The organism is Pseudomonas sp. Marseille-P9899, from assembly GCF_903166565.1.
GTDB lineage: Bacteria > Pseudomonadota > Gammaproteobacteria > Pseudomonadales > Pseudomonadaceae > Aquipseudomonas > Aquipseudomonas huaxiensis.
The window spans coordinates 208084-220902 of record NZ_CAESCG010000009.1; the positions used below are offsets into that span (position 1 = coordinate 208084).

The following is a 12819-nucleotide window of genomic DNA, read 5'->3' on the forward strand; positions in this document are numbered from 1 at the left end:
AGAATTCATTATCAAGCTTCGGCACATTCATTGTGCTTGCAGACCAGCAACCGCCAATCACAAACCTTCCCGTTCGCATCAAGCAGATGCCATACGTTGTCGGGTAATTGGTGACAGGCACTTGCCCGCTGCCGACCTCTAAACTAAAACGACTGCTGCAACTACACACCGCCTGGGGCAGTTTCACAGCAAGCCGCCGCATCACGAATCATATCGCGTTCCCTCGATGAAACGGTCAGCAGAAACGAGTAAGTTCTCTGCTTGCCGCCACCGAGTGATGGTCAATGGTGCTATCGCCGCATCAGTCCTGCTAGATACCAGCTTCGCGGGGGCTCCGAACACGCTGACGCATGGAATAACGCAACGCAGCAATGATCAAGCCGAGAAAAAGCCCCGCAGCAAGACCACCAACGCACAAGAGCAACCGCCTGGGCTTCACTGGCTTGGTGGGTTGCAATGCCTTGCGATCAACCGACACCAGCCCCAATCGATCAAGGTTGATGTCAAGCGTCTTCAAGCGAACCATTTCCTTGCGCACCCCTTCGAGCCCGTCCAGAAAAACCGACTCATCCTTGCGCGCGTTCAGCGCTTCCACTTGCCGGTTGTTTGCCAACAACCGCAACTCTTTTTGGATTTCGGCTATACGGCCAGCGGTGAAGTCATCGCTCTTTCGGCTCTGGAGCACCTTACGCTCCGCTTGCAATGCATCGCTCCCCATGAAATAGAGAGGCAGACTCTGGCCATTGACCTCGGTGCGTACCACGTTGGCGGCCCCCGCCCTCTCTACATCCCCCATGGAGGACGGCGTACTGGGGCGCTTGATACCCAGCGAAGTTGCAATTGCGATCGCCTCATCCAACTGAGTTATCCGATCCCCTCGCCCCGTCTTCAATTGAAGGCGCAACGCCTTGAGTTCGTCCTCGAGACGCGCCTGCTGGACATGGTCGGCCTCGATCAACGAAGCAATCCGGGTCTGCTTGTCGCTGTCATAAACTGCTTTGGCAGCCTCGACCTGCGAGTTCAGCTCGCTCAAACGGTTACGAACAATCACGTCCATGTCGGCGCTGATTTCCTGGCGCTTCTTGTTGATAGCAAACTCAACGAAACTATTGACAATCTGGGGCCCCGCAACCCCTTCGGGATACGTCATTTCCAGTGTCAAGTAGGGGCGTGTAGCGTCAGGGAGCTTAATTTCCAGCGCTTCGCGGTTAAACTCCTCAAAGTTCTGCTCGAGAGAATGGCTCGGGTCATCGAAGCGAGAAAACAGATCACGATTTTCACGGAAATAGGCCAATCTGACCTCGTAGGATTGCAACGCGTCCCCAACCTCCAGCAATGCCCGCTTGGGCGGAAGGTCATAAAGATTGGAACGATTCAACGCATCGAGTTCATTGAGCGGTACGGCACGCAATAGTGTGGTGGTCTCGTACACAGGAGTGGCGAAAAAAGCATAGGCTGCAAACAGTACGCCTCCGATCGCGGCACTGACGCCCACCAGTTTTCGTTGCGCCCAAACACCGAGGATCAACGCCGAAATGTCGACCTCGCCGGCCGTACGGTCGGGAATTCTAGCTAAAGTAGTCATAAGAAAAATCTGGCGGCAAGGGGAACATTAAATCGCTGAACCGCAAGAACTACGTACTTCATAGTGCATCCCTGCGCTTAAGCAATTAAACTCGGAAAGCCCGTGATTCTGACAAATTTCCATAATAATACAAGAGCCAGTTATCAATCTGAACCCAAGCAGCCGCCAAAATTGTCCTACTTCCACATCGCAGATTTGCTCTTCCACAGCAGATTTTTTCTAGTGATTTGGCGCCCCACAGGCCCTACAGTTGCTGCCGACCGCGACCTCCGATATCAGCAATGCCAGTGCAAAACTCCGAAAAAGGTGACGCAGACTAATTGACTGCAGCGCCGCCACATCCCATTGAGCGCAACCAGACAGAAACCCACCAGCAGCGAAGCTCTTAAGCAAGAAACCGAGCGAGCAGACCACTTGCCTCGCAAGAAACCGTTGGCGGCGCCCAAAATAACTGCCACGAAAGGTTCCAGCAGATGACTGGAAGCCCATGATCCTGGTGCCTCCAGGAACAGGAGTACGGTATGCCCTCCAAGCAAAGCGGCTCACCACGGCGAGCATGGCGCTGCACCCCTCACGGAAAGGCCGAGCAGTGGAGATCAGCCCCACTGCAACTGGATACTCAGCATGGCTTCGATGGTAGGGCTTATGCCCCCTCTGAAATAAAGTGCCTCGAGCAGAATACTCGCCCATTCCAGACAACAACCTGCTCCACCCTAACCCCAAAAGCCCGCATTGAGCCTACACTTGGCGACAGACTCAAAAGCGTTCACAGCCAGGCTAAGGGTTTAAGTCCTCAAGTCGCTCCACCCGAGGCAAGCTCTCATCTCTGTGAGCTCACCCAGGGGCAGCGCATAACCTGGAATCAAGAAGAAATCTGATCTTTCAGGAACTCTGCCTCCAAAGCCAGCAAGTCTCGTTTTCTATCTTTCACCCGCCGCCCAGGAATACCGACATAGATACCCCACGGATCTGTGCTCTTGAGCATCAAGCTCATTGCACCAATCGAGCAACCCTCTGCGATATTGGCCCCCGGAAAAATAGTTGACCCCGCACCAACAATCGCATGCTTTCCTATAGTTACCGAGCTAAAAAATTCATTCTTGTATTTTTTGGGAAGTAGCGAGTTCGCCAACGTCTCCCCACTATAATCATCTGACTGAGAAAACACCTTGACGCCATAAGCCAGCGTACAAAAATCAGCAAAAAAAATACCCGGCAAACCACCAGCAACAAGACACATAGGGGTTATATGGTTGTACTTGCCAAACACAACCCGCCCAGAAATAACACAAAAATCGTCGATCCTAGAGTAGTCGCCTATTTCTATTTGATCTGCATTATAAATACTGGCTTTATCACTTATCTTTACACCTTTACCAAGAAACTTGAAACCCATTTCCTGGAGCTGATCATTCGTCAAATATGCCACACACACCCCCTGCAACCCATGCAAGCTTGAAAACAGCCATAACCAGCACGGACCACACAACCAAAATTAAGCCAATGCAGGCAAGCACATGTGCGCTTGCCTGCATAAGCTTTCCAGACTTCATCTTACAAGATGCACGCCACGATACCGCACGAACACCCCATCGGTAACTAAGCACCTCCGCCCCCTAGGGTCTGTATGAAATGCCTTGAGACGAAGGTCAGGCAAGGCGAAAACAGCCGAGGAACGGCCGGGGTCGCGCTCGACGTTTACGGGTTGTAAATGAGCATTCCGACCGGGCTCGCGCACGAGGCTGTTTTCAACGCAGCATCACCGAGTATCAAGGCTTTTCATACAGAGCCTAACCCTCATTACTCTGCGTATAATTCAGCGACTAACGGAGGCAGCCCAACGCTAACACCAACCCGCCCGGACAAACAACCGAAGCATTTCCGGGACTGGGAGCTCCGAGCGCATGCCTGACCCCCGAATATAAATCCGTTAAATCCCGGCAACACTGCTCAAGGCCCGAACTCGCTCGGCGCTCTGGCCCTATCAGCCAAAAGCCTGGAACACCTATACGGTCCTCACGTGAGCAGCATGCAAAAAAGAGAGCGCAATCCAGACACCCCATTTACCACAAAATGAGGCTTCAGTTTCCCGTGGCGTTTCTGGCGAGCAGTTTCACAACAGCAATGCTTCGTAGACTGTGATTGAGAGGCCGCGACTGTCGCCCAAGCACCTGGCACAACCACGCATAGGACTCGCAGCGGTTGATCTTGACGGCCTTGGGCGTGTCGCCGAACAACCACGCTTTGCACTCGATGGCAACGGGCTTTATCGCATGCTTCGCAAGGCTTTTATCAATTGGTAATTGCCAGCGCCGACATACCCCCCCCAACCGGCTCCATTTATTTGCCAGATAGTGCACAGCCTTGCCCAGCAAACTTTGCGGCGTAACTTGGGAGCTCACTTTGTCCAGCCTCCAACCCGCTGGCCATCGCAGTGGACCATCGGACTTTCCAGAAAACGATCACGCATCAGATTTAGTAGCGAGTGATGATACTCGCCACATAGGATTATCCAGCAGGCAAAGGGCGGGTCCGCTGGTTTGCACCCGCCAGTCCACGAATCCTGAAGCCAACACCTTCTGCGGACGGTTGCGCGAGAATCTATTTGCCAGTCCCTCTGATCGCGAGCAAGAGAGAGGCAAACAGCGCACCAATCTCTCAATCAAACAGATGAATATCGTGATCGCACACCCCGCCAGAAGTGCCGAGCAAGCACGAAAAACACACCCGCGCCGGCGCCAAACAGCGTAGAGAGAAGCACAATAAGAACTTTGCGCGGCTTTACCGACCCATCTGGAATATCCAGATCACCATCCTGTCGATAAACCCTCACGGCGGAAGGATCTACCTCCAAAGCACGATATACCGCCATAGCCACCTGCTTCTCACGCAAACCGTCAATGAACGGATCGTCAGATGGGCGCTTTTGCAGGTTATCTATTTCCGCTTCCAGCGCCTTGCTTCCTCGCATGTAGGTAAGCGCTCCTTCCATGCCAGCAGAAACTTCTACCGACATGGAGTTGGATATGATGGGCGGATCCTCCAGTCCGATGGATTTGGCAACTCTCAATGCCTCTTGCAACTGGGTTATCTGATCCTCTCGCAGCCTGCGCGCACTGTCTTGCGCACTGGATATCTGTTGCTGCAAGTGGCTTGCCTTCATAGCGGCATCCCCCTTGATGTCCTCCAGAACATCCTGCTTGGCTAGAGCACCGGCCATTTGCGCGTACAGCACCACCCAGCGAGTTACCGTTTGCGGGTCGGAAAGACGAACGGTTATGGCAAACCGCAGCGACGGCTCCTTGCGATCGACCTGGACCGTTAACAGTTCATTGAAGCGTCGATACAAATCATCCTGCCCACCCGAGCGATCATCTCCCGACAAGGAAGGCAGATATACCTCGCGGAAAAATTTTTGGCGGAGTGACTCCGATTGAAGTGCGCTCACATATACATCGTAGACATCCTTGACCTTCAAAAGCGCCAAGTCCGATGTACCTCCACGTCCGTAGTTCAATTGCGAAATATCGCTCTGAGTCGGCGGTCCGACAACCGCCTTCGCCTCATAAACCGGAGCGGCCAACAACACATAAATGGTAGAGCCCAATGCAGCCAAAATTACGAGAGTGATTATCAAAAACCTTTCCCTTAGCACTACCGCAAGTAACTCGACCAGATCGACTTCATCATTATTTCTTGAGCGCTCATAGTCGTTGTGCATTTACCTTCGATTTCCTCGGGTCAATTTTTCTAATTATTAGGCTTGGCATGAAAGCGTCAACACGGCGACCGTGATCGATTGAAAGTCAAAACGTGCCAATTTTCCTCATTGGCTTACTACGATCCGCTCTCAAGTGGCGGGCCTACCAGCAGAGCAACCCTGCTTCCAAGCCAACACCACTATCGTTAGCGTAGTGCATTCGTCCGCCCAGCACAGCGCCAAGGACTCATGGGACAAGCATCATATCCACTCGGCTTAATGGACGTAACCTGACCTGATAAGCAGGTTTTTCCAATCCTGCCATCAGCAAGGAATCCCCGGACCAACACCTGTAGCCTGCTCCCGACAGATATCGCCTTTGCGTACAACCCCATCAGAGGAGCAATACGAACTCAAGTTCCTGGCACTCCGTCAGGCGATCGACCATCTGGAACCTCGATTCTCGCCAATACTCCCCGCTCTGCCCCACGCGGCCTCAACGCAACCGCCAGCGCCTGCTTCGCCGAAGCACCACCATAAACCAAAAGGATCCTACCCGCCCAGCGGGGGATGCCCGCCACAAATTCCACCAACCCAGCCTGGTCGGCATGAGCCGAGTATCCACCGACCGTGGTGACCTTTGCCTTGATTTCGCGCATCTCCCCATCAAGGTCGACCATCACAAAGCCCTCAGCGCCTTCACTCGCCTGAATGACCGCACCAGGCGTACCCCGTGCCTGATAACCAGTGAACACAACCTCATGTCTTGAATCGCCAAGCATGGCCTTCAGGTAATTGACAACTCGACCACTCGTGCACATGCCATTACCCGCAATCACGATTGCCGGGCGGCCGGTACTGCCAAGGTAGTTGACCACCTGCTGATGCTGTTGATGGCTGTCTATGCTGATCAACTGACGAAAACTAAAGGGGCAGCGCCCTTGTGCCAGACGCTGGCGAGCGTCTTCATTCCAGTACAAACCCAGATCACGATAAATCTGAGTAAGCCGGCCGGCCAATGGCGAGTCTAGGATCACCGGCAACTGTGGCCAGTCGATCAATTGAGTGGAGGATGCCACCTGCCCGGCTCCGGTATCCGGCATCAGAAGAGCCTTGTCATGCAGGATACCCTCAAGCTCGAAGAGCAACTCCTGCGTGCGCCCGATACTGAATGCAGGGATCAACACCGTACCGCGGTCAACAAGTGCACGCTCTATAACCTGCTCCAGACGCCGCCGACGGGTGCTACTTCCTGCATGCAAGCGATCACCGTAGGTACTTTCGAGCACCAGGATATCTGCACGCTCCGGCGAATGGGATTGACGCAACAAAGCACTGCTTCCCGCACCAAGATCACCCGAAAACACCACGCGACAATCAGATTCCAGCTGCGGCCCCTGGATATCGAACTCAACATAGGCTGAACCCAGCAAGTGCCCTGCACGCTGTAGCCGCACCCGACAACTCGACAACGAAACATCAGCAATGTCGTGCCATTCATCGAAAGCCAAAGGGGTAGTGGCAACACTCAGGAGGCGCAGGCAGCGCTCGATAGCATCGGGCGACCAACGCCCGGAAACCTTCATAGCATCTTCAAGCACGACAGGAAGCAGCTTCGCAGAGGGCACGCTGCAGAGAATCGGCCCGCGATAGCCTGCGGCCAACAGGTCGGGGATGCGTCCCACGTGATCCAGATGGACGTGGGTCACCACCAGGGCCTTCAAACGCTCAACAGGGAAATCAATCACCGGGTATGGCTGTGTAGATGCCTCCACCCCCTGAAACAGCCCACAGTCAATCAGCACGCTGCATTGCGCATCAAGATGAAGCTGATGACACGAGCCTGTAACGCCCTGCGTGGCCCCGTGATGGGTAATGATGGGGAAAACCATGCTGCCTGCACTCCTTGGACCAGGAGCAGCATTACCCCACATCTAACTCGGAGCCCTCAGCAGGAAAATTCCGTAGAGGCTGTAGGAGTCGTCTGGATTACGACGTCTTGTAAACCCAGGAGTCCGATGAAGTTTCAGCTCAGACCACGCCTAGCCTTGAGAACGATAAGGCCGCCCAACAACGGGCCAACGGCCAGACCGGCAACAAGCGCAGCCAACACAAGTGCCGCGACAGGAACGGCTGGAGCAGTCCAACCAAAAAATACCAACACGACTGACTGCTGGTTTTCCAGGACAAAGAATAAAGCCAGCGCCGCCAGCACGATTACAAATAGCACCAACAAAAGGCGCCTGATATTGCGCATGATCAAATCCTCTTGCACAGATCAGTCTTCAGGAAGCTCATCTTCTTCATTGACCCTATCGCGCAGCTCCTTGCCGGGCTTGAAATGCGGCACGAATTTTCCGTCAAGGCTGACAGATTGCCCGGTCTTGGGATTGCGCCCCACGCGCGGAGCGCGATAGTGCAGCGAGAAGCTACCAAAGCCCCGGATCTCAATGCGGTCGCCAGTAGCTAGGCACTGGGACATCTGCTCAAGCATGGTCTTGATGGCCAGCTCAACATCCTTCGATGAGAGCAGCCCCTGATGGGTGACAATACGTTCGATAAGCTCCGACTTCGTCATCTTTTTCCCTTCTGTATCAAGCAGCTAGGTCATTGCCTCCATTGGTTTTAGCATGGGCTGATGAATTTGAACAGTCCGGTTATTGACTTAAGAAAAAAATCCAGAATTGGATGATGCCGCTTCGCGCTGAAAGCCCCATATCTACAGGCTGTCGCGGTTAAACAACTGAAATAGCAGGCATAAAAAAAGGCGACCGAAGTCGCCTTTTTTTGATCAAGCAGAACTTAGTTCTGTTTGGCCATTTCCGCGCGCAGCAGGTCACCCAGGGTAGCGCCAGCGGCTTCTGGAGCCTTGGCGATTTGCTGGATAGCCTCTTTCTCTTCTTCAACGTCTTTCGACTTGATGGAGAGGTTGATTACGCGGCTCTTGCGGTCAACGCTGATGATCTTGGCTTCGATCTCTTCGCCTTCCTTCAGGACGTTACGCGCGTCTTCAACGCGATCACGGCTGATTTCGGAAGCTTTCAGAGTAGCTTCGATATCGTCGGCCAGAGTGATGATGGCGCCTTTGGCGTCAACTTCTTTCACAGTGCCCTTGACGATAGCGCCCTTGTCGTTGACAGCAACGTAGTTGGAGAACGGATCGTCTTCCAGCTGCTTGATGCCCAGGGAGATGCGCTCGCGCTCTGGGTCAACCGACAGGATGACGGTTTCCAGCTCGTCGCCCTTCTTGAAGCGACGTACGGCTTCTTCGCCGACTTCGTTCCAGGAGATGTCCGACAGGTGAACCAGACCGTCGATGCCGCCGTCCAGACCAATGAAGATACCGAAATCGGTGATCGACTTGATGGTGCCGGAGATCTTGTCGCCCTTGTTGAACTGGCCAGAGAAGTCTTCCCATGGGTTCGACTTGCACTGTTTGATGCCCAGGGAGATACGACGACGCTCTTCGTCGATGTCCAGAACCATGACTTCCACTTCGTCGCCAACCTGAACGACTTTCGACGGGTGGATGTTCTTGTTGGTCCAGTCCATTTCGGAAACGTGTACCAGACCTTCAACGCCTTCTTCCAGCTCAGCGAAGCAGCCGTAGTCGGTCAGGTTGGTAACGCGCGCCATAACGCGGGTGCTCTCTGGGTAACGCGCCTTGATAGCAACCCATGGGTCTTCGCCCAGTTGCTTCAGGCCCAGGGATACGCGGTTACGCTCGCGATCGTATTTCAGAACCTTGACATCGATCTCGTCGCCAACGTTGACGATTTCCGACGGATGCTTGATACGCTTCCAGGCCATGTCGGTGATGTGCAACAGGCCATCGACGCCGCCCAGATCCACGAATGCGCCGTAGTCGGTGAGGTTCTTGACGATACCTTTGACTTGCTGGCCTTCCTGCAGCGATTCCAGCAGAGCTTCGCGCTCGGCGCTGTTTTCGGCTTCCAGGACACTGCGACGGGAAACCACAACGTTGTTGCGCTTCTGGTCCAGCTTGATGACCTTGAATTCCAGCTCTTTGCCTTCGAGGTGGGTGGTGTCGCGCACTGGGCGGACATCAACCAGGGAGCCCGGCAGGAACGCACGGATACCGTTAACGTCGACAGTGAAGCCGCCTTTAACCTTACCGTTGATAACGCCCTTGACCACTTCTTCGGCGGCGAAAGCTGCTTCCAGAACAATCCAGCACTCGGCGCGCTTGGCTTTTTCACGGGACAGTTTGGTTTCGCCAAAGCCGTCTTCCACCGCGTCCAGCGCAACGTGAACTTCGTCACCGACCTTGATGGTCAGCTCGCCAGCTTCGTTGTAGAACTGCTCGAGCGGGATGACGCCCTCGGACTTCAGACCAGCGTGGACAGTAACCCAGTCACCGTCGATATCGACAACGATACCGGTGATGATCGCACCTGGTTGAAGGTTGAGGGTTTTCAGGCTTTCTTCAAAGAGTTCTGCAAAGCTTTCGCTCATTTTAATTCCTGTAGATTCGGGCGATAAATCCGCCCATCAGCCACATTCCAGACAATGTGGGTTTCGTTCATAGTAAGGGTCGTCTGCAGGACGTTGACTGGGTGATCCTGCAGCCTCCCTGGTCATCCGGTGATGTCGCGCAGCGCGACTTCACTCAAGATGCGTTCCAGCACCTGCTCGATGGACAATTCAGTGGAATCCAGCTGAATCGCGTCGGCGGCGGGCTTGAGCGGAGCCACCGAACGCTGGGTGTCACGCTCATCGCGCGCACGTATCTCATCTAGCAGACTCGACAGACTAACATCATCGCCTTTTGCCTTCAACTGGAGGTAACGGCGACGCGCTCGCTCTTCAGCGCTGGCTGTCAGAAAAATCTTGAGCGGTGCGTCCGGAAAGACCACCGTTCCCATATCCCGACCATCGGCAATCAGGCCCGGCATCTCACGGAAGGCTCGCTGGCGCTGCAGCAGCGCTTCACGTACCGCTGGCAGCGCGGCTACCTGCGACGCCCCGGCGCCGATCGTCTCATTGCGGATGTCATTGGTGACGTCGTCGCCTTCGAGAATGATCCGCTGCAACTGCCCTTCTTCCGCAGCCAAGAACTGCACATCCAGATGAGCGGCGAGCGCCTTCAGCAGTTCTTCGTTGGTCAGATCGACGCCATGATTACCCGCGGCAAAGGCCAGCAAGCGATACAGGGCCCCGGAATCGAGCAGGTTCCAGCCCAGGCGCCGGGCCAGCAGGCCAGCGATCGTGCCCTTACCCGAGCCGCTCGGTCCGTCAATGGTGATGACCGGTGCGTGCGTGCTCACGACTTGCCCTCTTCAGCCACGCGAATACCCACTTGCGCACAAAGTGCGAGGAAGTTAGGGAAAGAGGTAGCGACGTTGGCGCAATCGTGGATACGAATCGGCGCACTGGCACGCAACGAAGCCACGCTGAAGGCCATGGAAATACGGTGGTCGCCGTGACCATGCACTTCACCGCCACCAATCTGGCCGCCGTCGATGATAATGCCGTCCGCAGTCGGCTCGCATTTCACGCCCAGGGCCAACAGGCCGTCAGCCATGACCTGGATCCGGTCGGATTCCTTGACCCGCAACTCTTCAGCACCGCGCAGCACGGTACGCCCTTCGGCGCAGGCGGCAGCGACGAACAGCACCGGGAACTCATCGATGGCCAGCGGCACCAGGTCCTCAGGGATATCGATACCCTTGAGTTTCGCACCGCGAACACGCAGATCAGCAACCGGCTCGCCACCCACTTCACGCTGGTTCTCGAGGGTGATGTCGCCACCCATCAGACGCAGGATGTCGATTACGCCGGTACGGGTCGGGTTGATGCCGACATGCTCCAGCACCAGCTCCGAGCCCTCGGCAATCGACGCCGCGACCAGGAAGAAGGCCGCCGAGGAGATATCTGCCGGCACTTCGATATGCGTTGCGGTCAATTTGCCGCCAGACACCAGCGACGCAGTCGGCCCATCAACATTCACTTCATAGCCGAAGCCACGCAGCATGCGTTCGGTGTGATCGCGGGTCGGCGCAGGCTCGGTGACCGTGGTCTTGCCTTCGGCATACAGGCCGGCCAACAGCAGACAGGATTTCACCTGGGCACTGGCCATCGGCAGGGTGTAGGTCAGCGCCTTGAGCGTGTGACCGCCACGAATAGTCATCGGCGGACGGCCTTCGGCTGCGGTCTCGATCACCGCGCCCATTTCCCGCAGTGGGTTGGCCACACGGTTCATCGGACGCTTGGACAGCGAGGCATCGCCGGTCAGCACGGTGTCGAACTTCTGCGCGGCCAACAGACCAGACAGCAAACGCATCGAGGTGCCGGAGTTACCCAGGTAGATCGGGCCAGGCGGCGGCTTGAGGCCATTGAGGCCCACGCCGTGAATCGTGACGCGACCGTGGTGCGGACCTTCGATCACCACGCCCATGTCGCGGAAAGCCTGCAGCGTCGCCAGGGCATCTTCACCTTCGAGGAAGCCTTCCACCTCGGTGGTGCCCTCCGCCAGGGAGCCGAGCATGATCGAGCGATGGGAAATCGATTTGTCGCCTGGGACGCGAATGCGCCCGGACAGGCGGCCGCCAGGTTGTGCCAGGAAAATCAGGTCGTTGGAATTCATAGCGTCCACATAGGCCCGACGGGCCAGGATTTTACTGAAATGCTCGCGGGCAACCCGGGCGCGCGTGAATACGCCCAACAACTGGTGCCCATCCCCTGCATCGACCGCGTCGCGCAAAGCGTCGAGATCGCTGCGAAATGTATCCAGTGTGCGCAGAACAGCCTCGCGATTGGCGAGGAAGATGTCGTGCCACATGACCGGGTCGCTTCCCGCGATTCTCGTGAAATCGCGGAAACCACCGGCAGCGTAACGGAAGATATCCAGGTTTTCATTGCGCTTGGCCAAGGAATCGACCAGGCCGAAGGCCAGCAGATGCGGCAAGTGACTGGTGGCGGCAAGCACTTCGTCGTGCCGCTCGACCTGCATGTGCTCGACATCGGCCTCCAATGCGCGCCACAGCCGGTCAACCACGGCAAGTGCGAGCGGATCGGTTTCCGCCAGCGGCGTGAGGATGACCTTGTGACGGCGGAACAGCGTGGAATTGGAAGCTTCCACCCCGCTCTGCTCGGACCCGGCAATCGGGTGGCCCGGCACGAACCGCGACAAACGACCGGCCATCGCCTCGCGCGCCGCGCGCACGACATTGCCCTTGGCGCTGCCCACATCGGTCAGCACGGCCGACCCAAGGTCCATCCCGGCCAAACGTGCCAGAAGCTTTTCCATGGCAAGAATCGGGACTGCCAACTGGATGACGTCGGCACCGACGCAGGCAGCCTCGAGGTCTTCCTCGCAGCGGTCAACCACACCCAGCTCAACCGCCAGCTTGCGCGATTGCGGATCCAGGTCGACACCGACCACCTCGCGGCACAGACCGCTTTCGCGCAGGCCCTTGGCGAAAGATCCGCCAATCAGCCCCAGGCCCACGACCACCAGGCGGCCGACGAGTGGCCCGCCCTGTTGCGTTTCAACTTCAATCACGGCGCAGGA

At 56.1% G+C, this 12819-nt stretch carries 10 protein-coding genes; all 10 read right to left on the minus strand.

Annotated elements, in window-relative coordinates; translation table 11 throughout:
* Positions 1 to 310: 310 nt before the first annotated feature.
* The 10 genes from HWV67_RS28985 to HWV67_RS29030 all read right to left on the minus strand — a co-directional run bounded on the left by HWV67_RS28985 (position 311) and on the right by HWV67_RS29030 (position 12810).
* Entirely contained in the window at positions 311 to 1585 is a 1275-nt protein-coding gene (locus HWV67_RS28985) for a Wzz/FepE/Etk N-terminal domain-containing protein (protein WP_175653716.1), read from the minus strand.
* A gap of 862 nt (positions 1586 to 2447) precedes the next feature.
* Entirely contained in the window at positions 2448 to 3014 is a 567-nt protein-coding gene (locus HWV67_RS28990; protein WP_175653717.1) for an acyltransferase, read from the minus strand.
* A 652-nt stretch (positions 3015 to 3666) separates the two neighbouring features.
* The gene (locus HWV67_RS28995; RefSeq protein ID WP_175653718.1) at positions 3667 to 3987 is read right to left on the minus strand and encodes an IS66 family transposase; all 321 of its coding nucleotides are present in this window, start codon (positions 3985 to 3987) and stop codon (positions 3667 to 3669) included.
* A 260-nt stretch (positions 3988 to 4247) separates the two neighbouring features.
* Positions 4248 to 5306 carry an LPS O-antigen chain length determinant protein WzzB gene (locus HWV67_RS29000; protein WP_175653719.1) on the minus strand — a complete coding sequence of 353 codons (1059 nt, stop codon included), beginning with the start codon at positions 5304 to 5306 and terminating at the stop codon, positions 4248 to 4250.
* A 392-nt stretch (positions 5307 to 5698) separates the two neighbouring features.
* The gene (locus HWV67_RS29005; RefSeq protein WP_175653720.1) at positions 5699 to 7177 is read right to left on the minus strand and encodes an MBL fold metallo-hydrolase; all 1479 of its coding nucleotides are present in this window, start codon (positions 7175 to 7177) and stop codon (positions 5699 to 5701) included.
* A gap of 134 nt (positions 7178 to 7311) precedes the next feature.
* Entirely contained in the window at positions 7312 to 7542 is a 231-nt protein-coding gene (locus HWV67_RS29010) for a lipopolysaccharide assembly protein LapA domain-containing protein (protein ID WP_175653721.1), read from the minus strand.
* 21 nt (positions 7543 to 7563) lie between these two features.
* A complete protein-coding gene (ihfB, locus tag HWV67_RS29015) occupies positions 7564 to 7863 on the minus strand; it encodes an integration host factor subunit beta (RefSeq protein WP_095155499.1) in 300 nt (99 codons plus the stop codon).
* 224 nt (positions 7864 to 8087) lie between these two features.
* On the minus strand, positions 8088 to 9761 hold the full coding sequence (gene rpsA / locus HWV67_RS29020; RefSeq protein ID WP_095155498.1) for a 30S ribosomal protein S1: 1674 nt from the start codon (positions 9759 to 9761) through the stop codon (positions 8088 to 8090).
* A 122-nt stretch (positions 9762 to 9883) separates the two neighbouring features.
* Positions 9884 to 10573, minus strand: a complete 690-nt coding sequence (gene cmk / locus HWV67_RS29025) for a (d)CMP kinase (RefSeq protein ID WP_110969237.1) — start codon at positions 10571 to 10573, stop codon at positions 9884 to 9886.
* Positions 10570 to 12810 (minus strand): bifunctional prephenate dehydrogenase/3-phosphoshikimate 1-carboxyvinyltransferase, encoded by a 2241-nt coding sequence (locus tag HWV67_RS29030; RefSeq protein ID WP_175653722.1) that lies wholly within the window; start codon positions 12808 to 12810, stop codon positions 10570 to 10572. Before HWV67_RS29030 ends, cmk begins: the two co-directional genes overlap by 4 nt.
* Positions 12811 to 12819: the final 9 nt, after the last annotated feature.

Coding starts and splice junctions, on each gene's coding strand:
- HWV67_RS28985 (WP_175653716.1), bottom strand. CDS start 1,585: ATGACTACTTTAGCTAGAATTCCCGACCGTACGGCCGGCGAGGTCGAC.
- HWV67_RS29000 (WP_175653719.1), bottom strand. CDS start 5,306: ATGCACAACGACTATGAGCGCTCAAGAAATAATGATGAAGTCGATCTG.
- HWV67_RS29005 (WP_175653720.1), bottom strand. CDS start 7,177: ATGGTTTTCCCCATCATTACCCATCACGGGGCCACGCAGGGCGTTACA.
- HWV67_RS29010 (WP_175653721.1), bottom strand. CDS start 7,542: ATGCGCAATATCAGGCGCCTTTTGTTGGTGCTATTTGTAATCGTGCTG.
- ihfB (WP_095155499.1), bottom strand. CDS start 7,863: ATGACGAAGTCGGAGCTTATCGAACGTATTGTCACCCATCAGGGGCTG.
- rpsA (WP_095155498.1), bottom strand. CDS start 9,761: ATGAGCGAAAGCTTTGCAGAACTCTTTGAAGAAAGCCTGAAAACCCTC.